We start from the raw sequence: 24,184 nt of genomic DNA on the forward strand, positions 1-24,184 counted from the left end.
CCGGCCGCTATTCGGCCGCCTCGGCATAGCTTTCCAGCGGCGGGCAGGTGCAGACCAGGTTGCGGTCGCCATAGGCGTTGTCCACCCGCCCGACCGGCGGCCAGTACTTGTCCACCCGGAAGGCGCCCGGCGGGAAGCAGCCCTGTTCGCGCGAATAGGCGCGGTCCCAGTCGGCCACCAGATCCTCGACCGTGTGCGGCGCATGGCGCAGCGGGCTGTCGGCCGCGGCCATCCGCCCCTCGGCCACCTCGGTGATCTCGTCCCGGATCGCCAGCAGGGCGGTGATGAAGCGGTCAATCTCGGCCTTGGTTTCGCTCTCGGTCGGCTCGACCATCAGCGTGCCGGGGACCGGCCAGCTCATGGTGGGGGCGTGGAAGCCGTTGTCGATCAGGCGCTTGGCGATGTCGTCCACGGTGATGCCGTGTTCGGCGAAGGGGCGCGTGTCGATGATGCATTCATGCGCCACCCGCCCCCGGTTGCCCATGAACAGGATCGGATAGGCGCCCGCCAGCCGGCTGGCGATGTAGTTCGCGTTCAGGATCGCCACGCGCGTGGCCTGCGTCAGCCCCGCGCCCCCCATCAGCAGGCAATAGGCCCAGGAGATCAGCAGGATCGAGGCGCTGCCATAGGGCGCCGCGCTGACCGCGCCGCTGTCTTCCTCGCGCGGGTCGCCCGGCAGGAAGGGCGCCAGATGCGCCTTGACCCCGATCGGCCCCATGCCCGGACCGCCGCCGCCATGCGGAATCGCGAAGGTCTTGTGCAGGTTCAGGTGGCTGACATCGCCGCCGATCTCGCCGGGGCGAACCAGCCCGACAAGCGCGTTCATGTTGGCCCCGTCGATATAGACCTGCCCGCCATGGCTGTGGGTGATGTCGCAGACCTGGCGCACGGTGTCCTCGAAGACGCCATGCGTGCTGGGATAGGTGATCATCACCGCCGCCAGACGCGCGCCCGCCCTGGCCGCCTTGTCGGCAAAATCCTCCAGGTCGATGTCGCCGTTGGGCGCCGATTTCACCACCACCACCTTCATGCCGCACATCTGCGCCGATGCCGGGTTGGTGCCATGCGCGCTGACCGGGATCAGGCAGATGTCGCGGTCCTCGCCGCGCGCCCGGTGATAGGCGGCAATGGTCAGAAGCCCCGCATATTCCCCCTGCGCGCCGCTGTTGGGCTGCATCGAGAACGCGTCGTATCCGGTGATCCGGCACAGCTTCTCGGTCAGGTCGCCGATCGCCTCGGCATAGCCCGCCGCCTGGTCCGCCGGGGCGAAGGGATGCAGCGCGCCGAACTGCGGCCAGGTGATCGGCATCATCTCGGCCGCGGCATTCAGCTTCATGGTGCAGGACCCCAGCGGGATCATCGCCCGGTCCAGCGCCAGGTCGCGATCCGACAACCGGCGCATGTAGCGCATCATCTCGGATTCGGCGCGGTTCATGTGAAAGACCGGGTGGGTCAGGTAATCGCTTTCGCGCAGCAGTTCCTCGGGGATGGCCGGACCTTCGGCCGGGGTGGCCGCATCGGTGATGCCGAAGGCGTCCAGCAGCCGCGCGATCACGCCGGCATCGGTCGTCTCGTCCACGCTGATGCCCACGCGGTCGCGGCCCACCTTGCGCAGGTTGATGCCGCGGTGGCGGGCGGCGGCCATGATCCCCGCCTGACCGACGCCCACCTTGACGGTGATCGTGTCGAAGAAGGCCTCGGGCGCGACCTCGGCGCCGGCGGCGCGCAGCGCATCGGCGATGGTGGCGGCGTGCAGATGCACCCGCTGTGCGATGGCGCGCAGGCCCACCGGCCCGTGGAACACCGCATAGAAGGACGCCATCACCGCCAGCAGCGCCTGCGCCGTGCAGACGTTGCTGGTCGCCTTCTCGCGGCGGATATGCTGTTCGCGGGTCTGCAGCGCCAGGCGATAGGCCTTGTTGCCCTTGGCGTCGATGGAAACGCCGACGATGCGGCCGGGCATCGCGCGCTTCAGATCGTCGCGGCAGGACATGAACCCGGCATGGGGCCCGCCATAGCCCATCGGCACCCCGAAGCGCTGCGCCGACCCCACGGCGATGTCGGCGCCCATCGCCCCCGGTTCCTTCAGCAGGCACAGCGCCAGCAGGTCGGTCGCCACCACGGCCAGCGCACCGGCGGCGTGCAGGGCCGAGATCTCGGGCGTCAGGTCGCGGACATGGCCATAGGTGCCGGGATACTGGAAGATCGCCCCGAAGACCTCGTCCGCCTTCAGGTCGTCAAGCGATGCCTTGACGATGCGGATGCCCAAGGGCGCGGCGCGGGTTTCGATCACGGCGATGGTCTGGGGATGCAGGTCGTGGGCCACGAAGAAGGCGTCGGTTTTCGCCTTCGACTGCCGGCGCGCCATGGCCATCGCCTCGGCCGCCGCCGTCGCCTCGTCCAGCAGCGAGGCATTGGCCACCGGCAGCCCGGTCAGATCGGCCACCATCGTCTGGAAGTTCAGCAGCGCCTCCAGCCGCCCCTGCGCGATTTCGGGCTGATAGGGGGTATAGGCGGTGTACCAGGCCGGGTTTTCCAGGATGTTGCGCTGGATGGCCGGGGGCGTCACGGTGCCGTAATAGCCCTGCCCGATCAGGCTGGTCATCACGGTGTTCTTCGCCGCCACCTGCCGCATCCGGTCCAGCAGCGCCGCCTCCGACAGGGCGGGCCAATCCAGGCCGCCGTCCTGCCGGATCGCGGCGGGCACCGTCTGGTCGATCAGCGCCTCCAGGCTCTCGGCCCCCACGACCTTCAGCATCTCGGCCATCTCGGCGGGCGAGGGGCCGATGTGACGGCGGTTGGCGAAATCGTCGGGGTTGTAACGGGTCGGGGTCCAGCGGGTCATGCGCGCCACATCTTCTGTGTCAAAATATCCTCGGGGGTCCGGGGGCAGACAGCCCCCGGGCACGATCAGCCGATCAGCGCCCGATAGGCGGCTTCGTCCATGAAACCGTCGATCGCAGAGGCATCGGCCGGCTTGATGCGAAAGAACCAGGCGGCCGACGGATCCTCGTTCACGCGGCCCGGCGCATCGGCCAGGGCGGCGTTCACCGCCGTGATGACGCCCGCCACCGGGGCCGAGATATCCGAGGCCGCCTTCACCGATTCGATCACCACGACCTCCTCGCCGGCCTCGACCTCACGGCCTTCCTCGGGCAGCTCGATGAAGACCACATCGCCCAATTGTTCGCTGGCATGGGCGGTGATGCCGACGACGATCTCGTCACCCTCGGCGCGCAGCCATTCGTGGTCTTCGGTATATTTCAGCATGGGATCCTCAGCGTTTGTAAGAGGGGGTGACGAAAGGCAGGGCGACGACGGCCACCGGCAGCCGCTTGCCGCGCAGGTCGGCATGGACGATCGCGCCCCCGGGCAGATCGGCAGGCAGGCGCGCCATCGCGACGGGACCGCCGACCGAGGGGCCGAAGCCGCCGGACGAGACATGGCCGATCGGCTCGCCTCCGGCGGCTTCGCGATAGATCGCCACGCCCTCTCGGATCGGGGCGCGGCCTTCGGGGCGCAGCCCGCGCCGCATCACCACCGGGCCATCCGCCAGTTCCGCCAGGATCGCCTCGGCGCCGGGGAAGCCGCCGGCACGCGCGCCGCCCCGCCGCCGGACCTTGGGGATCGACCAGCCCAGAGCCGCCTGGGCGGGGGTCACGCCGTCGTCCATGTCATGCCCGTAAAGCGGCATCCCGGCCTCCAGCCGCAGGCTGTCGCGTGCGCCCAGACCGATCGGCGCGACCTCGGGCTGGTCCAGCAGCGCCTGCGCGAAATCACGCAGCCGCGCCTCGGGGACCGAGATCTCGAACCCGTCCTCGCCGGTATAGCCGGACCGCGACATCCACAGGTCCTCGCCGTCCCAAGACTGGATCCGGCTGTCCATGAAGCGCATGTCGGCCACCGCGGGCACCAGCCGGGCCAGCACCTCGGCGGCAAGCGGACCTTGCAGCGCCAGCAGCCCGCGATCCGTGACGGGCGTCACCGTCACCCCGTCCAGCTTTTGCAGATGCGCGATATCCTGTTGCGCACAGGCGGCGTTCACCACCAGCAGGAAATAATCGCCTCGGTTGGCGAACATCAGGTCGTCCAGAATCCCGCCTGTCTCGCCTGTCAGAAGCCCGTAACGCTGCCGGCCCGGCGCCAGACCCAGGACATCCGCGGGGATCAGGCTTTCCAGGGCAAGCGCGGCGGTTTCGGGGCGGCCGTCGCGCGGCGTCACCAGAATCTGGCCCATGTGGCTGACGTCGAACAGGCCTGCCTTGGCGCGCGTGTGCAGATGCTCGGCCAGGACGCCCGTGGGGTATTGCACCGGCATAGACCATCCTGCAAAGGGCACCATGCGGGCACCAAGCGCGACATGCAGATCGTAAAGCCCCGTCCGGCGCGGATCGTCGGTCATGTGACCTCCTTCGAACAGCCGGACAGCCGGCATCGGGTTGCGGGCGATGGCCCGGTCGATGCCCCCTCTGTCCCTGCCCGCCGGCCGTAACCGTCCGGGCGCCTGAGATCGTTATCCCTTCGGCGGGCCTGATCGGCCACTCTCCAGAGCTTCTGACGGAAAACGGTCCTTCTGCCTGAGAGTTCGCCGGGGCGGCTGCTCCTTCGGCACTGGCGCGGGCCAGCTTCTCCCGAGTTCCGATGCCCGAGAGCTATCCGCGCCGCAGGAACAAGGCAAGCCTTTTGTCACCGCCCCGCCCCCCGACCGCTTTCGCCCCGTTCCGCGGCGGGCTGGCGCGGTGCGGCAACCCTTGGTTGCGGGGCGCAGCGGCTAGATGGTCAGGTTCGCGGCCCCGCCGTCCAGGACGATGTTCTGGCCGACGATGAACCTGGCCTGCTGGCTGCACAGGAAGGCGCAGGCCGCGCCGAAATCCTCGGCGGTGCCATAGGTGCCGACCGGAATGGCGGCCTGCCGCCGGCGGCGCGCGTCCTCGATGCTGATGCCTTCCCTGTCCGACACGCTCTTGTCCAGGCTGTCGGCGCGGGCGGTTGCGTGGATGCCGGGCAGGAGGTTGTTCACGCAGACGCCGTGCCCCGCAACCTGCCGCGACATGCCCGCGACAAAGGCCGTAAGACCCGCACGGGCCGAATTCGACAGCCCCAGCACCGCGATGGGCGAACGGACGGATTGCGAGGTGATGTTGACCACGCGGCCCCAGCCGCGATCCATCATCCCGGGGACCAAGGCCTGCATCAGGGCCACGGCCGACAGCATGTTGGCGTCGATGGCGCGGATGAAGTCGTCGCGGGTCCAGTGGCGCCAGTCGCCCGGGGGCGGGCCGCCGGCGTTGTTCACCAGGATATCGGCCTGACCCACGGCCTCCAGCACCCGGGCCCGGCCCTCCTCGGTGGCGATGTCCGCCGCGACGGGGGTGACGCTGACGCCGTACCGGGTCGCGATGTCCTCGGCGACGCGGGTGATGTCGGCCTCGGTCCGGCTGTTGATGACCAGATCCACGCCCGCTTCCGCCAAGGCCTCGGCGCAGCCGCGCCCCAGCCCCTTCGATGCGGCGCAGACCAGCCCGCGCTTTCCCCTGATGCCCAGATCCATCCGTCGTCCCCCGCCTGTTTCCGCACGAAAGAAACGCGGCTGCGGGCGGATTGTCAAACGGCTTCGGCGGCCCGTCGCGCGGCGTCGCGGAGCGCGCGGATGTTGCTGCCATAGACCTGCGGCTGGCCGACCGAGCCGCCCTTGAAGACCGCCGATCCCGCCACCAGCACATCCGCCCCCGCCCGGACCACGGCGGGCGCGGTCTGGGGATCGACGCCGCCATCCACCTGGAGATGGATCGGCCGGTCGCCGATCGTGCCGCGCAGCCGGGCGATCTTGTCGATCTGGGCGTGGATGAACCTCTGCCCGCCGAAACCCGGGTTCACCGTCATCACCAGCACCATGTCGGCCAGATCCAGCAGGTATTCGACCGCCTCGACCGGCGTGCCGGGATTCAGGGCGATGCCGGCCTTCCGGCCGGTGGCGCGGATCGCCTGAAGGGTCCGGTGCGGATGCGGCCCGGCCTCGACATGGGCGGTGATCATGTCGGCGCCCGCCTCGGCATAGGCCTCGATGAAGGGATCCACGGGCGCGATCATTAGATGCACGTCCATGACCGTCTTCACATGCGGGCGGAAGGCCTTCACGGCCGGGGGGCCGAAGGTCAGGTTCGGGACGAAATGCCCGTCCATCACGTCCACATGAACCCAGTCTGCGCCCTGATCCTCGATGGCGCGGATCTCTCGGGCGAAATCGGCGAAATCTGCGGACAGGATCGAGGGTGCGATCTTGATGCTGCGGTCAAAGCTCATGGCGGATCCCCGGTTCGGCGGCCTGCCACATCGCCTGCCCGGTCTGGCGGGTCCCGTCAAGCCCGCCGGGCTTGAAGGATCCCGCCGGCGGTGGCCACGCCGCAAGGCGCCCGCCGAGGCTGGCTGGGTCCACCGCACACTGCCGCGCTCCTGGTCCAGAAGCGTTGGAGTTTAGTCTGGCGCCCGGCGACGCGCCAACCTGTCGCGGGACATCCCGGAGGCAAAGCGGCAACGGGGCCCGCCGCGCGGCCCAAGGTCATCAGCGGGCGCCGTCTGGCAACTCGGGTTCCGGTCGTCGCCCAGGGACGCGCCGGGGTTCCGGCCCGCTGCCGCAGCCCTCAGGTGAAGGGTCAGTCAGGCTCGCGCAGGGCCTCGATCTCGCTGGCGGGGGCCGATCCGCCGCCCTGGAAGATCAGCTCGATCCCCTGGGGGCCGACCTCGGCCTCGGCGACGCGCACATAGGCGCCTGCGGGCGCCTGGGCAATGACTTCGCCCGCGCGGCTGCTTTCGATGACGAACGAATAGCGCCCATCGGCCACCTTCTGACCCAGGTCGTCGCGCCCCAGCCAGTCGATCTGCCCCTCGCCGGGGCCGATTTCCTCTCTCAGCACCTCTCGGCCTGATTCGTTCAGGGTGACCAGCGTGACGCTGTCGGCGCGGCTGTCGGGCGCGATGTCCAGCGTCAGCGGCTCGTCGCCGAACCAGACCGGGCGGGTGGTGCGGACCTCCTTGCCGATCCAGTCCGCGATCTGGCCCAGGCTGCCGCCGGCCTGCATGACCATCGTCTCCAGGAGCTTGTTGGTCTGGGCCTGCTGCTCGACGCCCGAGAAGGTGGCAAGCTGGACGGCAAAATCGCTGCTTTCCATGGGGTTGAGGGGATCCTGGCTTTTCAGCTGCGTCGTCAGCATCTTCAGGAAGGTGTCGAAGTTGGCCGAGGCCGCAGTGGCGGCCGCCGAAGCCCCCGAGGTCGAGCCAGGTGCCGCCCCAGGCGAGGCGACCGGATTGGCGATTGCAGAAACCATGCGGTTCTCCTTTCAGATGCGGATGTCGAGCCGGGCCGGTATCGCCAGGGGCGTCCAGACCACGGGCCGGTGAACGGTGTCGGGCAGTTCGGCGCCCGGCGGGGGCGCATCGGGCAGGGCCCGCCGGTCGCCGGCGCCGTCACGGCTTCCACCATCGCCCTGGAAATCGACCGAGGCCTCGGCCATGCCGGCATCGCCCAGACATTCCTGCAGGAAGGCGGTGTTGCGGCGCAACTGGTCCAGCACCTCGGGCCGCTCGGCCCAGATCAGGACGTGCGGGCTGTGTTCGGGACCCGACATGATCATGCGGATCCGGCCCAGTTCCTCGGGCGCCAGGGTGATCTCGATGCGGTCCTCTCGCGCCGTCACGACCGCGTCGGCGATCTGGCGCGCCACCGCGGCCATCGGCACGCGGTGAAGGGGCGGGTGCGGCACGGCCGACGCCACATCGCGCGGCGCCCCCGTCAGGGGCGCGGCAAGGTCCGATGTCACGGCCCCGGCCAGTTCCCGCGCCGGATCCCCGGCCAGGGGCTGGTCGGTGCCCGCCACTTCCACCCTCAGCCGGCCGGGATCCTCGGCTTCCAGGGCGACTTCGACGCCCTCGTCCCGCCGCCCCGCCTTGGTGGTCTGGGACGTCGCTGCCAGGGGCAGGCCATGAGTCGGCGCCTCGGGCCAGGGCAACGGGAGCTCGCCCGCGGCCGAAGCGGAGGCTCTGGTTGGTTCCGCAGATGCGGCCCGGGAGGGATCTGCCTTCAATGTCCGCAGCAGGGGCTGCACCGGGGCCGGCAGCGTCGCCTGCGGCTGCCCCGGCCCATCCGATTCGGTCGTCACGGCGACCGCGGGCTGGTCTGGCCGCGGCGCCACGCCCCCCGCCTCCGTCGCCTCGGCGGCCGGTGGCGCCTCCTCCGCCAAGGGTAGCCGTGCGGGCATTGCCGGGGAAGCCTCGGGCGGGGTCGGTGCCAAGGCCGAATCGGGGGCTGCGGGCGCCTCCGCGCCAGGATCCCCAGCGAGAGTTGGCGCAGGGGCAGTCTCGACCATCGGGGCGATCGCCCTGTCGGGCAGGGCGACCCCGGCCCGCGGCGACAAGGCCGACGCCGCCTGCGCCCCATCCGCCTGCGGGGGCTGGCGCAACGCGGCGGTGATCCCCGACAACCCCTCGATCAGCATCTGCAAGGGGTCCGGTGGCATGGGCGCGTTCGCGGCAAGCCCTGGGGACGGATCCTCCTCGGGAAGGCGGGCAAGCTCCACCTCCTCGATCGTGAAGTCGCTGGGCGGGACCTCCACGCCCTCGACCACGGGATCCGCCAAGGGCGGGATCTGGGCAATAGATGCGATCGGTAACGAAAAACGCTCTGACATGGTCCGATTCCCCGAACTGACAGGACAGGAAATAGAGGAAAGACCTTACGATTTATTTACCGCAAGCGGCTAATCCTGAAAATCACCGCAATCAGGATGCTCTCATGCAGGTTAATCCCGCCTCACCAGGACTCGTATCCGTTTTCCCCCGTCCCAATCCCGCAGAACAGCTTGAACAGGCTTTTCTTGAAGAAATGCTGAAATACTGCGGACCCAAATCCCTGTCCGGCGCCTTCGGCGGCGGGATCGGCGAGGACCAGTTTTCGTCTTTCCTGATCCAGGAACAGGCCGCCGCCCTGGCGCGCCAGATGGACCTGGGGCTTGGGAAAGGGCTGGCCTCATGAATCCCAGACATCGAGAGCTTCTCGACAGCATCGGCCAGGCCGTGATCGCCGGCGACGCGGTGCTTGCGCTTGCCCGGATCGAGGCCTTGGCCCGTCGGTTCGAACGCGACGGCCTCGAGGCCGAGGCCAGGGCGCAGGTCGACCAGTCGCTGCAGCACCTGCTTCGGCTGGCGCAGGATTCGGCGCGGGGCACGCAGCGGGCCATCGACCAGATCCGCGAGATCGTGCAGAACGCCCGCAGCCTGCAAACCTACGATCAGGCAGGCCAGCGCCGCAACACCCCGACCAATGCCAGCCTGGCGCAACGGTTTTAAGTAAAATCCTCGGTGTTCGGGATTTGAGGGCGGGGCGGGAATTCACTATCCATCAATCACCGGCTGCTAGGACTGCGGTCATGCCAAAAGCGGCACAGGGATAAACGCCCAGGGTCAGAAGGCCAGATCGTCAAAACCGTGGATGCAAAGCATCCCCTATATCTGAGGATAAGATGTCCAGTATTCTGACCAACAACGGCGCCATCGTCGCGCTGCAGACCCTGAAGAACGTGAACGCCGGCCTGAACAAGGCGCAGTCCGAGATCTCGACCGGCAAATCCATCAACACGGCCAAGGATAACGCCGCCGTCTGGGCCATCTCCAAGGTCATGGAAACCGACCAGTCGGCCGCAAAGGCGATCCAGGCGAACCTGAACGTCGCCGATGCCGTTGTTGGCACTGCTCGTGCAGGCGCCGAGCAGGTTACCCAGCTCCTTAACGAAATGAAGGATCTGGCGATCGGTGGCGCCAACGACGCGGCTGATTTCGGCAAGATCCAGACTGATATTGCCAAGAAGAAAGAGCAGATCACGAGCATCATCGCAGGAACGCAGTTGAATGGCGTGAACCTGCTGAAAACCAACCCCACTGGATCGAACACTTCATTCACCGTTCTCGGGTCGCTTAATCGCACGAACGGCGTCGCGGCCACGGGTGCAGGCAATATTCAAGTGGCGTCGGTTAACTTCGAAGCCGGTTTGGACCTGACAACTGTAAATACCATCACTGATCGTGCAACTGCTGCGTCCGCGATTGGTCAGATTGAAGCTTTGATCGACGTTGCCGTTAAGGGGGCTGCCGATCTCGGTTCGGCAGGCAAGCGGATCGCTGATCAATCGAATTTCGTGGGCAAGCTGGCGGACTCGCTGAAGGCGGGGATCGGATCGCTGGTCGATGCCGACATGGAGGAAGCCTCGGCGCGCCTGCAGGCGCTGCAGACGCAGCAGCAGCTTGGCATCCAGGCGCTGTCGATCGCCAACCAGGCGCCGTCCGCGATCCTGTCGCTGTTCCGCTGATTGAAAATACCGCCGGGGCGCCCGAAAGGCGCCCCTACGTCACAGACCCTTCAGATCAGGATGATCAACCTTGAACGCGGTCCCGTCTTTTTCCAACAATGGCTACGGCAGCAGCGTTGTGCGTACCGCGCGCGATGCCGAATACGACGTCTTTTCCCGTGTCACCCGGATGCTGCGGCAGGCCGCCGCGGATGAAGCGGGCGCCGACAGGATCGCGGCGCTTCACAAGAACAACGAATTGTGGACGATCCTCGCCTCGGATCTGGCCGACGACGGGAACCGCCTGCCGGATCAGGTCCGGGCGGGGCTGCTGTCGCTGGCAGGTTTCGCCCTTCGCTATGGCCACAAGGCGCTGTCGGACAAGAGAAGCCTTGCACCCCTTATCGACATCAACATGGCGATGATGCGGGGCCTGCGGCAGGAACCCACGACATGAGCGGCCTCGTCCTGAAGCTTGCGCCCAATGAGCGCGTGCTGATCAACGGCGCGGTCATCGAAAACGGCGATCGCAGATCGAAGATCGCGATCCGCACGCCCAACGCGAATGTCCTTCGGCTCAAGGATGCGATCCATCCCGATCGCGCCAACACCCCCGTGCGCCGGGCCTGCTATATCGCCCAGCTCGTGCTCTCGGGGGATGCCGAACCGGCCGAGGGCAAGCGGCAGCTGCTTCTGGCAATCGCCCAGCTGATGCCGGTCTTCGAGGACGGCGCGAGCCAGGCGACCCTGCGGGAGGCCGCGACCAGCGTCGAGGAGGGCGGCTTCTATCCCGCGCTGCGGAGGCTGCGCGAACTGATCCCGCGCGAGGATCTCCTGCTCCAGGCGCGCCGCCAATGAGGACGCCATGAGCGGAACCATTTCGGTCGGACTGGGCGGCTTGGCAGGCTGGCGCGTCCTGCAACGAATGGAGGCGCGCCATGTCGAGGTGACGAGGTCCGATCCGGCCGTGCAGCGTGCCACCGGCTATTTCCGCGAGAATCTGACTGCCTCGACATCTGCCGAGGACCTGGTAGGCGACTACAAGATGCTTCAGGTGGCCTTGGGGGCCTTCGGGTTGGACCAGGATGCGCCCAACCGGGCCTTCATCCGCAAGGTTCTGGAATCCGATCTGGGCGATAACGCCTCGCTGGCCAACCGCTTGGGGGACAAGCGCTATCTGAAGCTGGCCAAGGCCTTCCAGACGCGCGGCACCGACGCCAAGGCGGCAGAGACGATTGCAACATCCTATGTCCAGCGCGAGTTCGAGAAGCGGGTCGGCGAAGGCAACGAGACCTATCGTCTGGCGCTGAACGCCCGAAACGAGATCAAGGAATTCGGCGCCCGCAGTTCGAGCGACCGGACGATGTGGTACGAGGTTTTGGGCAACGAGCCGCTGCGGACAGTCTTTGCGGGCGCCTTCGGGCTGAACAAGTCGGTGACAAGCCTGCCCGTTGATCGTCAACTGGAATTGTTCATGTCGGCTTCCGAACGGGTGCTGGGCAGCAGCAGCTTCTCGAAGATTGCCGCCGATGCGTCCATTGACAAGCTGGTTACCCGCTACCTGGCGCTTTCGCAGGTTCAGACCACCACCACCAGCAATCGCTATACCGCTGCCCTGACGCTGCTCTCCCGCCAGGCGTGACCAAAGGCCTGCCGGAGGGCCTGTGCAGACCCCTGGCTGCGGCGCTTCGGATGATGGATACAGGCAGTCCTGCGGGCGCGGCTCTGCCGAGCATCCAGCAGGAAGACAGGGGATCCCTGTCTCGGCCGGTGACAGGGCTCGGCTGCCGCGCTCTGGCTCAAGCGCCCTTGCCCAGAGGGCGCGCACACCGTGACCGAACGGGTTCGGCAGCCTTGGCGACATCTGGCGAATGTTTGCATCCCCAGAGCGCCGGGAACCGCCTTCGGGCCGCGGTCCGTGTCGCAGGTTGATGCCGAAGAACCCCGGCATCCCGCTGCGATCCTGACCTTCTCAGGCCTGAAGGCTGCGGACGCCGACTTCCCCTTCCTCGCGCGACTTGATGGCGGCGACGGCCGCGATGCTGCCGGCGGCCGTAGTGAAGTAGGGGATCTTGTCGTACAGCGCGACGGCACGGATTTCCCGGGAATCGGCGATGGCCTGGACGCCCTCGGTGGTGTTCAGGACCATGGCGATCTCGCCGTTCTTCAGGCGGTCTACGATGTTCGGACGACCCTCGTAGACCTTGTTCACCGGCGCGGTTTCGACCCCGGCGGCCCCCAGGAACTCTGCAGTGCCGGAGGTGGCGACCAGTTGGAAGCCCATCGCGGCCAGATCGCGGGCGGCATTGGCCAGCGCCTCGGTCTTGTCGGCGTCCTTGACGGAAATGAACACCCGCCCTTCCGCGGGCAGGTGGGTTCCTGCGCCCATCTGCGCCTTGAGAAACGCGCGCGCGAAGTTGCGGTCCCAGCCCATCACCTCGCCGGTGGAGCGCATCTCGGGCCCCAGCAGCGTGTCGACACCGGGGAAACGGGCAAAGGGCAGAACCGCCTCCTTGACCGAAAACCAGGGCGTGATCGGATCGGCCAGCGTCAGCGGATCGGCAAAGGGCAGGTCGGTCTCGGGGCCGACACCCGCCGGATAGGGGTCGCGCAGGGGAAAGTTCGACAGCGGTTCGCCCGCCATCAGCCGCGCGGCGATGCTGGCGATGGCGCTGTCGGTGGCCTTGGCCACGAAGGGCACCGTGCGCGAGGCCCGCGGGTTCACCTCGAGCACGTAGATCGCCCCGTCCTTCAGCGCGAACTGGACGTTCATCAGGCCCCTGACCTTCAGCGCCCGGGCCAGCGCGACCGTCTGGCGCTTCAACTCGCCGACGGTGTCGGCATCCAGCGTGTGGGGTGGCAGGCAGCAGGCGCTGTCGCCCGAATGGACGCCCGCTTCCTCGATATGTTCCATGATGCCCGCGACATGGACATGCTGGCCATCCGACAGCGCGTCCACATCGACCTCGATCGCGCCGGACAGATAGCTGTCCAGCAGCACCGGGTTCCTGCCCGAGACGCTGACCGCCTCGGTGATGTAGCGGCGCAGGTGGTCCATGTCGCGCACGATCTCCATCGCGCGCCCGCCCAGGACATAGGAGGGGCGGATCACCAGCGGAAAGCCGATGCGTTCGGCGATCCTGATCGCCTGGTCGTCGGACCGGGCGATGCCGTTGACCGGCTGCTTCAGCCCCAGATCGTCGAGCAGCTTCTGGAACCGCTCGCGATCCTCGGCCAGGTCGATGGCGTCGGGCGTCGTTCCCAGGATCGGGATGCCCTCGGCCTCGAGCGCCTTGGCGAGCTTCAGCGGCGTCTGCCCGCCGAACTGCACGATGACGCCGTGCAGCGTGCCCTTTTCCTGTTCGACGCGCAGGATCTCCAGCACGTGCTCCAGCGTCAGGGGCTCGAAATACAGGCGGTCCGAGGTGTCGTAGTCCGTGGACACGGTTTCGGGGTTGCAGTTGACCATGATGGTCTCGTAGCCCGCCGCGGTCAGGGCGAAGCAGGCGTGACAGCAGCAATAGTCGAACTCGATCCCCTGGCCGATCCGGTTCGGGCCGCCGCCCAGGATCACGACCTTGCGGGCCTCGCTCGGGCGGGCTTCGCATTCCACGTCGCCCATCGCCGGGGCTTCATAGGTGGAATACATGTAGGGGGTCTGCGCCTCGAATTCGGCGGCGCAGGTGTCGATGCGCTTGAAGACGGGCAGCACCCCCGCGTCGCGGCGGATCCGGCGGATCTCGGCCTCGGTCCGGCCGGTCAGATGGGCTAGCCGCGCATCGGTGAAACCCATCATCTTGACGGCGCGCAGGCCGTCGGCATCGGTCGGCAGACCCTCATGGCGCAGCCTGTGTTCGGCATCGACGATCTCGCGGATGCGGGCCAGGAACCAGGGGTCGAAGCTGGTCACGCGCTGGATTTCGTCATTGGTCAAGCCGAACCGCATGGCTTCGGCGATGACGCGGATGCGGTCGGGGGTGGCGCGGGACAGCGCGGCGATGACGGCGGGCTTGCCCTGGTCGGCCGCGCCCTCGATGGCGATCTCGTCCAGGCCGGTCAGGCCGTTCTCCATCGAACTCAGCGCCTTTTGCAGCGACTCGTGGAAGCTGCGGCCGATCGCCATGACCTCGCCCACCGATTTCATGGCGGTGGTCAGTTCGGGCTTGGCTCCGGGAAACTTCTCGAAGGCGAAACGCGGAATCTTGGTCACGACATAGTCGATGGACGGCTCGAACGAGGCGGGCGTGACCTTGGTGATGTCGTTGTCCAGTTCGTCCAGCGTATAGCCCACGGCCAGCTTCGCGGCGATCTTGGCGATGGGAAAGCCGGTCGCCTTCGAGGCAAGCGCCGAGGACCGCGACACGCGCGGGTTCATCTCGATCACGACCATGCGGCCGTCGGCCGGGTTGACGGCCCATTGCACGTTGGATCCGCCGGTCTCGACGCCGATCTCGCGCAGCACGGCGATCGAGCCGTTGCGCATGATCTGGTATTCGCGGTCGGTCAGCGTCAGGGCCGGCGCCACGGTGATGGAATCGCCGGTATGGACGCCCATCGGATCGACGTTCTCGATCGAGCAGACGATGATGGCGTTGTCGTTGCGATCGCGCACCACCTCCATCTCGTATTCCTTCCAGCCCAGCAGCGACTCGTCCACCAGCACCTGCGCCACCGGCGAGGCATCCAGGCCCGAGCGCACGATCCGTTCATAGTCGTCGCGGTTGTAGGCCACGCCGCCGCCGGTGCCGCCCAGGGTGAAGGCGGGGCGGATGATCGCCGGCAGGCCGATCTCCTCCAGCGCCTCCATCGCCTGCTGGACGCCGGCGGTGATGTCGTATTTGCCGTTCGCCAGCCGGGGCGCGGCCACGATGGTCGCCTTGGGGTTTTCCAGGCCGATCCGGTCCATCGCCTCGCGGAACAGCTTGCGGTCCTCGGCCATCTCGATGGCGGCGCGCTGTGCGCCGATCAGTTCCACGCCATAGCGGTTCAGCACGCCCATGTCCGCCAGGGCCAGGGCCGTGTTCAGCCCGGTCTGCCCGCCCATCGTCGGCAGCAGCGCATCGGGGCGTTCCTTGGCGATGATCTTCTCGACGATCTCGGGGGTGATCGGCTCGATATAGGTCGCGTCGGCCATTTCCGGGTCGGTCATGATCGTCGCGGGGTTCGAGTTGACCAGGATCACCCGATAGCCTTCCTCGCGCAGCGCCTTGCAGGCCTGGGCCCCGGAATAGTCGAACTCGCAGGCCTGGCCGATCACGATGGGGCCCGCGCCGATGATCAGGATCGACTTGATATCGGTTCTTTTCGGCATGGCTGTGATCCTTCGGGCGGCGGCGTGCCGGGGCTTGGACAAATCGTCCGGGGTTATAGCCATGCGCGGTCGGACCGCAAGGTCGGACCGCAGGACTGCGGCGTTTTCGCCGGGCGATGCCCGTTCAGGCTGCGCCGCGTCCCGGTCAGCCGCGCAGGGCCGCGCCCAGTTCCCGGTCCAGCACCTGCAGGAAGCGCGAGCGGTCGGCCTTCGAAAATGCCGGGCCGCCGCCCTGCAGGAACGGATCGGCGCCCCGCAGATCCGCCATCAGGTCGCGCGTGGCCAGGCGGGGGCCGATATTGGCGATGCTCAGCACCTCTCCCGCATGGGTCAGGACCCGCGCCTTGGCCTTGAGGCAGCGGTCCGCCAGCGGCAGGTCGCCCGTCACCACCACGTCGCCCGGCCCGCATTGATCGGCGATCCACTTGTCGGCCTCGTCCGGGCCTTCGGCGACGATCTTCAGGCTGACCAGCGGATTGGCCGGGGGCCGCAGCCCGCCATTGCAGACCAGCACCATCGGCACGCGCAGCCGCGTGGCCACGCGCTCCGCCTCGGCCTTGACCGGGCAGGCGTCGGCGTCGATGTAAAGCGTCGTCACCCCCGGCCTTCAGTCGCGCAGCAGTTCGTTGATCGAGGTCTTGGACCGGGTTCCCGCATCCACCCGCTTGACGATCACCGCGCAATAGAGGCTGACCCCGTTGCGGGACGGCATCGAGCCCGCCACCACGACGGATCCCGCGGGAACCTCGCCATACATCACCGCACCGGTCTCGCGATCGACGATCTTGGTGGACTGGCCGATGAAGACGCCCATGCCCAGTACGGACCCTTCGCGGATGATGCAGCCCTCGACCACCTCGGACCGGGCGCCGATGAAGCAGTCGTCCTCGATGATGGTCGGGCCGGCCTGCAGCGGCTCCAGGACGCCGCCGATGCCGACGCCGCCGGACAGATGCACGTTGCGGCCGATCTGCGCACAGGATCCGACGGTGGCCCAGGTATCGACCATCGTGCCCTCGCCGACATGGGCGCCCAGGTTCACGAAGGACGGCATCAGCACCGCGCCCTTGCCGATGAAGGCGCTGCGCCGCACGATGGCGCCGGGCACCGCGCGAAAGCCCGACGCGCGCCACTGCTTGTCGTCCCAGCCCGCGAATTTCGACGGCACCTTGTCCCACCAGCTGCCGCCCTGCGGACCGCCGGCCATCTGCTCCATGTCGTTCAGGCGGAAGGACAGCAGCACCGCCTTCTTCGCCCACTGGTTCACGTGCCAGTCGCCGCCGCGCTTCTCGGCCACGCGGATCTCGCCGCTGTCCAGCCGCGCCAGGGTTTCCTCGACCGCCTCGCGGACCGGGCCGGTGGTGCCGGCGTCGATCGCGGCGCGGTTCTCCCACGCGGCCTCGATGGCGGTCTCAAGTGCTTGGGTCATGGCTCTCTCTCGGGTCTGCGGCGGGTGGAAACTGCTTCACCGGGGCTATAAGCCTGACACAAGGCCCGTGCAATCCGAGGATCCGATGAACGACGCGACCGACCGCCCCGAGGACCGGGCCCACCCCTTGCCGCACAGCGACGAGGATGCGGCCCGCGTCCGGCATATCCCGGATACCCCGCAGACGCGTTCCCCCGCCTACCGGCTGGCCTTCACCGACCGCGACTTCCTGCTGCGCGAGGAACTGCGCCCCGTCCGGCTGCAACTGGAACTGCTCAAGCCGCAGATGCTGCTGGACGAGGCCGGGGTGGAATCGACCGTGGTGATGTTCGGCGGCGCGCGCATCCCGTCGCCCGAAAACGCGGGCCTTGCCCGTACGCCCATGCTGGCGAAGCTGTCGGCCTATTACGAACAGGCGCGGCTTTTCGCGCAGGAAATGACCCGCCGCAGCCTGCAGACCGGGGGACGCGACTTCGTCATCGCCACCGGCGGCGGCCCCGGCGTGATGGAGGCGGGCAACCTGGGCGCGCATCAGGTCGGCGGCAAGTCTATCGGCCTGGGCATCGTTCTGCCGCACGAACAGGCGCCGAACCGCTACGTGACGCCGGAGCTGTGCTTCAACTTCCACTATTTCGCGATCCGCAAGATGCATTTCCTGATGCGCGCGCGGGCGATCACCATCTTCCCCGGCGGCTTCGGCACCCTGGACGAGATGTTCGAGGCCCTGACCCTGATCCAGACCGGCCGCATGGCCCGGGTGCCGTTCCTGCTGTTCGGCCGCGACTTCTGGGAGGGGATCGTCAACTGGAAGGGGTTGGCCGAGGCCGGAACGATCAGCGAGGAAGATCTGGGGCTGATGCGCTACGTCGAAACCGCCGAGGAGGCGGTGGCGGTGATTGATGGGTGGGAGAAGGCTTGATGCCGGAGGATCGGACTTCATACGATGTCGCCTGCCACTGCGGCGCGGTTCACCTCCGGGTCAGGCTGAGCGACGGCTTCGCGACCGCCCGCCGCTGCACCTGTTCCTATTGCCGAATGCGCGGTGCGATCGCGGTGTCTGCCCGGGTAGCCGACATGGTAGTGGTCTCAGGCGAAGATCACCTGACGCTTTACCAGTTCAACACCGGAACGGCGAAACATTATTTCTGCAAGGCCTGCGGTATCTATACCCACCATCAGCGCCGGTCTAACCCGCAAGAGTTCGGAGTCAACGTGGCCTGCATCGAAGGCGTCAGCCCCTTTGATTTCTCCGAGGTGCCGGTCATGGACGGGGTTTCGCACCCGTCGGATACCAGCTTGGGTCCGCGCCGCGCAGGCGTGCTACGTTTCGAACGCGACTAGAAGCAGCGGCCTTATCCCGCCGCCTCGGCCGCGATCTCGGCGCGCGACTTCCGCCCCCGCTCGGTCGCCGACTTCAACTGCCCGCAGGCCGCCATGATGTCCTCGCCCCTCGGGGTGCGGATCGGGCTGGCATAGCCCGCCTTGTAGATGATGTCGGCAAAGGCGTGGATGCGGTTGTTGCTGGACCGCTTGTAGGGCGCGCCAGGCCATTCGTTGAAGGGGATCAGGTTGATCTTGGCGGGGATGCCCCGGATCAGATCGACCAGCCGGTGCGCATCCTCGTCGCTGTCGTTCACGCCGGCCAGCATCACGTATTCGAAGGTGATCCGCTCGCTGTTCGACAGCCGCGGATACTCGCGCAGGGCGTCAAGCAGGGTTGCGATGTTCCACCGCCTGTTGATCGGCACCAGGACGTTGCGGACCTCGTCGGTGGTGGCGTGGAAGCTGACGGCAAGCTGGCAGCCGATCTCCTCGGCGGTGCGGGCGATCTCGGGGACCACGCCGCTGGTGGACAGGGTGATGCGGCGGCGCGACAGCGACAGCCCCTCGTTGTCCATGCACACCTCCATCGCGTCGCGCACGGCCTCGAAGTTATACAGCGGCTCGCCCATGCCCATCAGGACGATGTTGCTGACCAGCCGCGTCTCGTCCTTGGGGGCGCCGGGCTCGGGCCATTCGCCCAGGTCGTCGCGCGCCAGCATCAGCTGGCCGACGATTTCCCCCGCGGTCAGGTTGCGCACCAGCTTCTGCGTGCCGGTGTGGCAGAAGGAACAGGTCAGCGTGCAGCCGACCTGGCTGCTGACGCACAGCGTGCCACGCCCTTCCTCGGGAATGTAGACGGTCTCGACCTCGTGGCCGCCGGCGATGCGGACCAGATACTTGCGGGTGCCGTCGGCGCTGATCTGGCGGGTGACGATCCGGGGCAGGGCGATCTCGAACCGCTCGGCCAGCAGGGCGCGATAGTCCTTGGCAAGGTTGGTCATCTGCGCGAAGTCGCGCACGCCCCAGTGATAGACCCACTGCCAGATCTGGCCCACCCGCATCCTGGCCTGCTTCTCGGGCGTGCCCGCCGCGATCAGGGCGTCGCTCAGCTGGTCGCGCGTCAGGCCGACGATGTTCACCCGCCCGCTGTCGGGCAGCTTGCGGGGAAGGGTCAGGACATCCTGCGTGATGGGCGCGGTCATGGCGGTCACCGGTCTGGGGCGAAAGACCCGCAGATAAGCCGGACGAGGCCGGAAATCAACCCGGCCCCGCGGCATCTTCTGTGTCCAAATATCCCGGGGAGTCCCGCAGGGACGGGGGCAGCGCCCCCTTACTGGCAGCGCGCCCGCGCCGTGTTGGTGGCGGCGGTGATGCCCGCCAGGCTGAAGGTGTCCTTGGTCACGGTGCCGCGCGACGACCGCCCGGTGATGACGGCGTTCGTGCCGCCGCGCAGCGCGGCGATCAGCCGCTCGTCATCGGCGGCGCTGCCGGTCCAGGCGCTTTCGCCTTCGGTGAACAGGTTGAACTTGGTGCCGCCGACATCCACCTCGACCGTGCTGTCGGGGGCGAAGGGATAGCCGCCGCTGAAGCTGACCTCGCCGTTCTGGCCGGGGCGGTAGGCCACATACAGGCGGATGTCGCCGCGGGTCACCTCGCGCGGGGCGCCGTTGGCGTCGGTGTTCTGGGTCGCCTTCGGCGGCGAGACCGCCCAGCATTCCTTGGGGTTCTCGGCGGCGAACACCGTCCAGTCGCCCTCGGTCGCGACGACATTGGTGGATTCCTGCGCCGCGGCGGTCCCCAGTCCAGCCATCAGGACAAGGGCGGCGGTCATGCCGCGCAGCGTGGTGTTGGTCATGCTCTGGCCTCCTGCCATGGGTTTCGCCACATCTGGGGGCGTTGTTCCCGATTGCTGTGGTCTTTTCAACCTTATGCGGTCAGGATAGCCAAAATCACCGCGCGAGAAAGAGCGCAAGGCAGGAAATCGCGCATTTGTCAGGGAGGCGGCAGCCGGTGCGTTCAGCCGAGATGATCGAACTGTGGCGCGGCGGGCAGCGGGAAAGCCTGCATTGCGGCGACGCGGTGATCTGCGACGCCAAGGGCGTGGTCGAGGCCTGGGGCGAGCCCGGCCGGATCGTTTTCCCCCGGTCCTCGTGCAAGATGATCCAGGCGCTGCCTTTGGTCGAGAGCGGCGCGGCCGACGCGGCGGGCCTGACCGACCGGCAGCTTGCGCTGGCCTGCGCCAGCCACAGCGGGGCGCGGATGCATGTGGAAGCCGTGGACCAGTGGTTGCGGGCGCTCGGGCTGGGGGATTTGGATCTGCGCTGCGGCTGCCACATGCCCCGCGACCCCGACGAGAACCGCCGCCTGACCTGCGGCGGCCAGACCCCCTGCCAGATGCACAACAACTGCTCGGGCAAGCACGCGGGCTTCCTGACGCTGAACCGGCATCTGGGCGGCGGACCGGACTACGTCGAGCCGGATCACCCCGTGCAGGCCGCCGTCAAGGCCGCCTTCGAGGAGGTGACGGCCGAGGTGAGCCCCGGCTACGGCATCGACGGCTGTTCGGCCCCGAACTGGTCCTGTTCGCTGGCCGGTCTGGGGCGGGCGATGGCGAATTTTGCCGATCCCGGCCCGGATCGGCGCGGGCAGGCGATGCGCCGGCTGGTCGATGCCATGCGCGCCCATCCCGAGATGGTCGCCGGCGAAGGGCGGGCCTGCACGATCCTGATGCGCGCGACGGCCGGCCGGGTGGCCGCCAAGACCGGGGCCGAGGCGGTCTTCGTGGCGATCCTGCCCGATCAGGGGCTGGGCGTCGCGCTGAAGGTGCAGGATGGCGGCACCCGCGCGGCCGAAGCCGCGATCACCGCGCTGCTGGTGCATCTGGGCGTGCTGGCCGGCAACGACCCGGCCGTGGGGCGCTTCCTGACCGGCCCGATCCGCAACTGGCGCGGGATCGTCACCGGAGAGATGCGGACCTCGCCCGGCTTTCCCGCCTAGATCATCTGCCAGACCAGCCGCAGGGCCAGCGCGGTCGAGGTGACGACCAGCAAGGGCTTGATCAGCCGCGCCCCGATCTGCGAGGCCAGCCGTGACCCCAGGCCGGCGCCGGCGATCTGCGCCGCGCCCATCACGATCCCCAGCAGCCACAGGGGCTGGCCGACAAGCGCGAAGGCCAGCAGGCCGCCCAGGTTCGATGCGAAGTTCAGCAGCTTCGTATGGGCGGTGGCCTTCAGCACGCCATGCCCGGCCAGGGTCACGAAGGCGATCATGTAGAAGGATCCCGCGCCCGGCCCCAGCACCCCGTCATAGAAACCGACGAGCGGCACGGCGGTGGCGGCGAAGACCGCCGGCGCCACCCTCTGGACCCGGTCAAGGTCGTTCAGGCCGGGCTTCAGCGCGAAGAAGGCGGCGATGCCGATCAGGATCACCGGCAGGACCAGCCGCAACTGGTCGGTCGGCAGATGGCTGACAAGCGAAGCACCGGCCGCTCCGGCAGCCCCGGCGATGACCGCCGCCCGTCCCTGGCTGCGCAGATCCACCAGCCCGCGGGACGCATAGCTGATCGCCGCGGTGGCGGCGCCGAAAACCCCCTGGACCTTGTTCGTGGCCAGGGCCTGCGCGGGCGGGATTCCGGCCAGAAGCAGCGCGGGCAGGGTGATCAGCCCGCCGCCCCCGGCGATCGAATCGATGAAGCCCGCCGCAAAGCCTGCGGCGGCCAGAAGAACCACGAGTTCCAGGGAAAGATCCAGCATGATCCGCGCCATGCGCCTTTGCCGGGTCTTTGTAAAGCCGGGGCCGCCGCCCCGCCACCCGCCCCCGGGCCGGCAGGGCCGGCGGGGAAACTCCGCTGGACTTTTGCCGGCCGCGCGCTTCAATCGGGGCATCGGGCGGCAGCGACGGGGGCAGGGGATGTTCGAGGGGCTGGCCCGCCGGGTCGTTCAGGCGCCGATGGCGGGCAGCTCGACGCCGGATCTGGCGGCGGCGGTCTGCGAGGCGGGCGGGCTGGGCTTTCTGGCCCTGGGCGCCCTGGACCCGGCGGGCGCGTCCAGGGCGATCGGCGCCCTGCGGCAGCGCGCCCGGGGGATTTTCGGCGTGAACCTGTTCTGCCATGCCCCGGCCCGCCGCGACCCGGCGCAAGAGGCCGCCTGGATCCAGGCCCTGCGCCCGCGCTTCGCCCAGTTCGGCGCAAGCCCGCCGCAGCACCTGACCGAGATCTATCCCACCTTCCGGGACAACGACGCCATGCTGGCCGTGCTGCTGGCTGAACGGCCCGCCATCGTCGGCTGCCATTTCGGACTGCCGACGCCCGCCCAGATCGCCGCCCTCAAGCAGGCGGGCTGCGCGCTCTGGGCCACGGCGACCTCGGTCGCGGAAGGGCGGGCGATCGCCGAGGCGGGCTTCGACGCGATCGTGGCCCAGGGGTATGAGGCGGGCGGGCATCGCGGCATCTTCGACCCCGGGGGTCCGGACGAACGGCTGGATCATCTGGCCCTTGTCCGCGCGCTGATCCCCCTGGGCCTGCCGGTCGTAGCGGCCGGGGCGATCATGGACCGGGCCGGCGCGCGGGCGGCGATGGCGGCGGGGGCGGCCGCCGTGCAGTGCGGCACCGCCTTCCTGCGCGCCCCCGAGGCCGCGACGCCCCCGGTGCATCGCGACGCGCTGGCGATCGGGCGGACGGCGATGACGCGGGCGATCTCGGGGCGTCCGGCGCGCTGCCTGGTCAACGACTTCACCCGGATCGACGACGCGGCGGCGGCGGATTATCCGCTGGCCTATGACCTGGGCAAGGCGCTTCACGCCGCCGCCTCGGCCCGGGGGCATCACGGCTATGGCGCCTTCTGGGCGGGAACGGGCGCCGCCGCCAGCGTGGCGCGCCCCGCCGCCGAGACGGTGCTGGCCATCAGCCCGTGACGATATCCGCGGCGCGGTAGCCCTGCAGATACAGCAGCGCGGTCAGGTCGCCATGGTTGATGCGGATGGGCGCCTGCGCGGCCACCGCGGGCTTGGCGTGCAGCGCCACCCCGGTTCCGGCAAGCTGGATCATCCCCAGGTCATTGGCCCCGTCGCCCACGGCGATCACGTCGGACGGGGTCAGGCCGCGCGCGCCGGCGATCTGGATCAGCGCCTCGACCTTGGCCTCGCGGCCCAGGATCGGCAGCGCCACCTGCCCGGTCAGCAAGCCGTCGCGGGCCAGCAGCGTGTTGGCCCGGTGTTCGTCAAAGCCCAGCCGGGCGGCGACGGCCTGGGTGAAGGCGGTGAAGCCGCCCGAGACAAGCGCGGCATAACCGCCATGCGCCCGCATGGTGGCCACCAGTGCCGCGCCGCCGGGCGCCAGGGTGATGCGCGAATCCAGCACCTCGGCGATCACGCTGTCCCTCAGGCCCGCCAGCAGCGCCACGCGTTCAGTCAGCGCGCCGTTGAAATCCAGTTCCCCGTTCATGGCGCGGGCGGTGATGTCAGCCACGCGGGGGCCGACGCCCGCCACCTCGGCCAGTTCGTCGATGCATTCCTGGCCGATCATGGTCGAATCCATGTCGGCCAGCAGGATCGACTTGCGCCGGCCCTGGCGGGGCTGGACCGCCATATCCACACCGTCTTGTTGCAGCGCGTCCCAGGCGGTCTCGGCATCGGCAGGCCGGGACCCCAGGTCGAATTCCACCGCGACGCCCGGGTTCAGCCACCGCAGCGGCCCGCCGCCCCAGCGGTCGGCCAGGGCCCGGGCCGCGTCCTCGGTCAGGTTGGCGCGCCGCGGGGATGCGATCAGCGAAACTGTGAACATGGGCC

At 68.5% G+C, this 24,184-nt stretch carries 24 protein-coding genes and 1 riboswitch; of the genes, 10 read left to right on the forward strand and 14 right to left on the reverse strand.

Going from position 1 to position 24,184, the window contains the following annotated elements:
• Window positions 1-7: 7 nt before the first annotated feature.
• The 7 genes from gcvP to ACZ1HC_RS06490 form a co-directional block, all read right to left on the reverse strand.
• The gene (gene gcvP / locus ACZ1HC_RS06460) at window positions 8-2,845 is read right to left on the reverse strand and encodes an aminomethyl-transferring glycine dehydrogenase (protein ID WP_472699249.1); all 2,838 of its coding nucleotides are present in this window, start codon (window positions 2,843-2,845) and stop codon (window positions 8-10) included.
• Window positions 2,846-2,910: 65 nt separating this feature from the next.
• The gene (gene gcvH, locus ACZ1HC_RS06465; protein WP_472700797.1) at window positions 2,911-3,267 is read right to left on the reverse strand and encodes a glycine cleavage system protein GcvH; all 357 of its coding nucleotides are present in this window, start codon (window positions 3,265-3,267) and stop codon (window positions 2,911-2,913) included.
• A gap of 10 nt (window positions 3,268-3,277) precedes the next feature.
• Window positions 3,278-4,402: a glycine cleavage system aminomethyltransferase GcvT gene (gcvT, locus tag ACZ1HC_RS06470; protein ID WP_472699250.1), complete on the reverse strand. Its 1,125-nt coding sequence runs from the start codon at window positions 4,400-4,402 to the stop codon at window positions 3,278-3,280.
• Between the two features lie 153 nt (window positions 4,403-4,555).
• Window positions 4,556-4,644: riboswitch (glycine riboswitch) on the reverse strand.
• A gap of 127 nt (window positions 4,645-4,771) precedes the next feature.
• Window positions 4,772-5,551 carry an SDR family oxidoreductase gene (locus ACZ1HC_RS06475; protein WP_472699251.1) on the reverse strand — a complete coding sequence of 260 codons (780 nt, stop codon included), beginning with the start codon at window positions 5,549-5,551 and terminating at the stop codon, window positions 4,772-4,774.
• 53 nt (window positions 5,552-5,604) lie between these two features.
• The gene (rpe, locus tag ACZ1HC_RS06480; protein WP_472699252.1) at window positions 5,605-6,303 is read right to left on the reverse strand and encodes a ribulose-phosphate 3-epimerase; all 699 of its coding nucleotides are present in this window, start codon (window positions 6,301-6,303) and stop codon (window positions 5,605-5,607) included.
• Window positions 6,304-6,653: 350 nt separating this feature from the next.
• On the reverse strand, window positions 6,654-7,325 hold the full coding sequence (locus tag ACZ1HC_RS06485) for a flagellar hook capping FlgD N-terminal domain-containing protein (RefSeq protein WP_472699253.1): 672 nt from the start codon (window positions 7,323-7,325) through the stop codon (window positions 6,654-6,656).
• Window positions 7,326-7,337: 12 nt separating this feature from the next.
• Window positions 7,338-8,684: a flagellar hook-length control protein FliK gene (locus tag ACZ1HC_RS06490; RefSeq protein WP_472699254.1), complete on the reverse strand. Its 1,347-nt coding sequence runs from the start codon at window positions 8,682-8,684 to the stop codon at window positions 7,338-7,340.
• A gap of 104 nt (window positions 8,685-8,788) precedes the next feature.
• Between ACZ1HC_RS06490 and ACZ1HC_RS06495 the strand changes: the two genes are divergently transcribed.
• The 6 genes from ACZ1HC_RS06495 (at window position 8,789) to ACZ1HC_RS06520 (ending at window position 11,979) form a co-directional block, all read left to right on the forward strand.
• Window positions 8,789-9,028: a rod-binding protein gene (locus ACZ1HC_RS06495; RefSeq protein ID WP_472699255.1), complete on the forward strand. Its 240-nt coding sequence runs from the start codon at window positions 8,789-8,791 to the stop codon at window positions 9,026-9,028.
• Window positions 9,025-9,342: a hypothetical protein gene (locus ACZ1HC_RS06500; RefSeq protein ID WP_472699256.1), complete on the forward strand. Its 318-nt coding sequence runs from the start codon at window positions 9,025-9,027 to the stop codon at window positions 9,340-9,342. The genes ACZ1HC_RS06495 and ACZ1HC_RS06500 overlap by 4 nt, the downstream gene beginning before the upstream one ends.
• Window positions 9,343-9,515: 173 nt before the next feature.
• Window positions 9,516-10,358 (forward strand): flagellin N-terminal helical domain-containing protein, encoded by an 843-nt coding sequence (locus ACZ1HC_RS06505; RefSeq protein ID WP_472699257.1) that lies wholly within the window; start codon window positions 9,516-9,518, stop codon window positions 10,356-10,358.
• A 118-nt stretch (window positions 10,359-10,476) separates the two neighbouring features.
• Window positions 10,477-10,794: a flagellar biosynthesis regulator FlaF gene (gene flaF / locus ACZ1HC_RS06510; RefSeq protein ID WP_472699258.1), complete on the forward strand. Its 318-nt coding sequence runs from the start codon at window positions 10,477-10,479 to the stop codon at window positions 10,792-10,794.
• Window positions 10,791-11,195, forward strand: coding sequence for a flagellar biosynthesis repressor FlbT (flbT, locus tag ACZ1HC_RS06515; protein WP_472699259.1), 405 nt, complete (start codon window positions 10,791-10,793; stop codon window positions 11,193-11,195). The genes flaF and flbT overlap by 4 nt, the downstream gene beginning before the upstream one ends.
• A 7-nt stretch (window positions 11,196-11,202) precedes the next feature.
• The gene (locus ACZ1HC_RS06520) at window positions 11,203-11,979 is read left to right on the forward strand and encodes a DUF1217 domain-containing protein (protein WP_472699260.1); all 777 of its coding nucleotides are present in this window, start codon (window positions 11,203-11,205) and stop codon (window positions 11,977-11,979) included.
• A 330-nt stretch (window positions 11,980-12,309) separates the two neighbouring features.
• Here ACZ1HC_RS06520 and carB read toward each other — a convergent pair whose 3' ends face one another.
• The 3 genes from carB to dapD form a co-directional block, all read right to left on the reverse strand.
• The gene (gene carB, locus ACZ1HC_RS06525; RefSeq protein WP_472699261.1) at window positions 12,310-15,648 is read right to left on the reverse strand and encodes a carbamoyl-phosphate synthase large subunit; all 3,339 of its coding nucleotides are present in this window, start codon (window positions 15,646-15,648) and stop codon (window positions 12,310-12,312) included.
• A 145-nt stretch (window positions 15,649-15,793) separates the two neighbouring features.
• Window positions 15,794-16,246: a YaiI/YqxD family protein gene (locus tag ACZ1HC_RS06530; protein ID WP_472699262.1), complete on the reverse strand. Its 453-nt coding sequence runs from the start codon at window positions 16,244-16,246 to the stop codon at window positions 15,794-15,796.
• 9 nt (window positions 16,247-16,255) lie between these two features.
• A complete protein-coding gene (gene dapD, locus ACZ1HC_RS06535) occupies window positions 16,256-17,077 on the reverse strand; it encodes a 2,3,4,5-tetrahydropyridine-2,6-dicarboxylate N-succinyltransferase (protein ID WP_472699263.1) in 822 nt (273 codons plus the stop codon).
• Between the two features lie 85 nt (window positions 17,078-17,162).
• Between dapD and ACZ1HC_RS06540 the strand changes: the two genes are divergently transcribed.
• Together ACZ1HC_RS06540 and ACZ1HC_RS06545 are read left to right on the forward strand one after the other, a co-directional pair.
• Window positions 17,163-17,996 carry an LOG family protein gene (locus ACZ1HC_RS06540; RefSeq protein ID WP_472699264.1) on the forward strand — a complete coding sequence of 278 codons (834 nt, stop codon included), beginning with the start codon at window positions 17,163-17,165 and terminating at the stop codon, window positions 17,994-17,996.
• Window positions 17,996-18,418 carry a GFA family protein gene (locus tag ACZ1HC_RS06545; RefSeq protein WP_472699265.1) on the forward strand — a complete coding sequence of 141 codons (423 nt, stop codon included), beginning with the start codon at window positions 17,996-17,998 and terminating at the stop codon, window positions 18,416-18,418. The genes ACZ1HC_RS06540 and ACZ1HC_RS06545 overlap by 1 nt, the downstream gene beginning before the upstream one ends.
• A gap of 11 nt (window positions 18,419-18,429) precedes the next feature.
• Here the strand turns inward: ACZ1HC_RS06545 and rlmN are convergent, their stop codons facing one another.
• Together rlmN and ACZ1HC_RS06555 are read right to left on the reverse strand one after the other, a co-directional pair.
• A complete protein-coding gene (gene rlmN / locus ACZ1HC_RS06550; RefSeq protein WP_472699266.1) occupies window positions 18,430-19,602 on the reverse strand; it encodes a dual-specificity RNA methyltransferase RlmN in 1,173 nt (390 codons plus the stop codon).
• Between the two features lie 128 nt (window positions 19,603-19,730).
• Window positions 19,731-20,255 (reverse strand): invasion associated locus B family protein, encoded by a 525-nt coding sequence (locus ACZ1HC_RS06555; RefSeq protein WP_472699267.1) that lies wholly within the window; start codon window positions 20,253-20,255, stop codon window positions 19,731-19,733.
• Between the two features lie 170 nt (window positions 20,256-20,425).
• Here ACZ1HC_RS06555 and ACZ1HC_RS06560 point away from each other — a divergent pair, with 170 nt between their 5' ends.
• Complete coding sequence (locus ACZ1HC_RS06560; protein WP_472700798.1) at window positions 20,426-21,397, forward strand: asparaginase; 972 nt, start codon at window positions 20,426-20,428, stop codon at window positions 21,395-21,397.
• Here the strand turns inward: ACZ1HC_RS06560 and ACZ1HC_RS06565 are convergent.
• Window positions 21,394-22,152 carry a TSUP family transporter gene (locus ACZ1HC_RS06565; RefSeq protein WP_472699268.1) on the reverse strand — a complete coding sequence of 253 codons (759 nt, stop codon included), beginning with the start codon at window positions 22,150-22,152 and terminating at the stop codon, window positions 21,394-21,396. The genes ACZ1HC_RS06560 and ACZ1HC_RS06565 overlap by 4 nt on opposite strands.
• Before the next feature lie 157 nt (window positions 22,153-22,309).
• Here ACZ1HC_RS06565 and ACZ1HC_RS06570 point away from each other — a divergent pair, with 157 nt between their 5' ends.
• Complete coding sequence (locus ACZ1HC_RS06570) at window positions 22,310-23,311, forward strand: NAD(P)H-dependent flavin oxidoreductase (RefSeq protein WP_472699269.1); 1,002 nt, start codon at window positions 22,310-22,312, stop codon at window positions 23,309-23,311.
• On the opposite strand, the gene serB is transcribed toward ACZ1HC_RS06570, so the two are convergent.
• Window positions 23,301-24,179, reverse strand: coding sequence for a phosphoserine phosphatase SerB (serB, locus tag ACZ1HC_RS06575; protein WP_472699270.1), 879 nt, complete (start codon window positions 24,177-24,179; stop codon window positions 23,301-23,303). The genes ACZ1HC_RS06570 and serB overlap by 11 nt on opposite strands.
• Between the last annotated feature and the right edge of the window lie 5 nt (window positions 24,180-24,184).

This window comes from Paracoccus sp. BR5-17 (genome assembly GCF_055693925.1).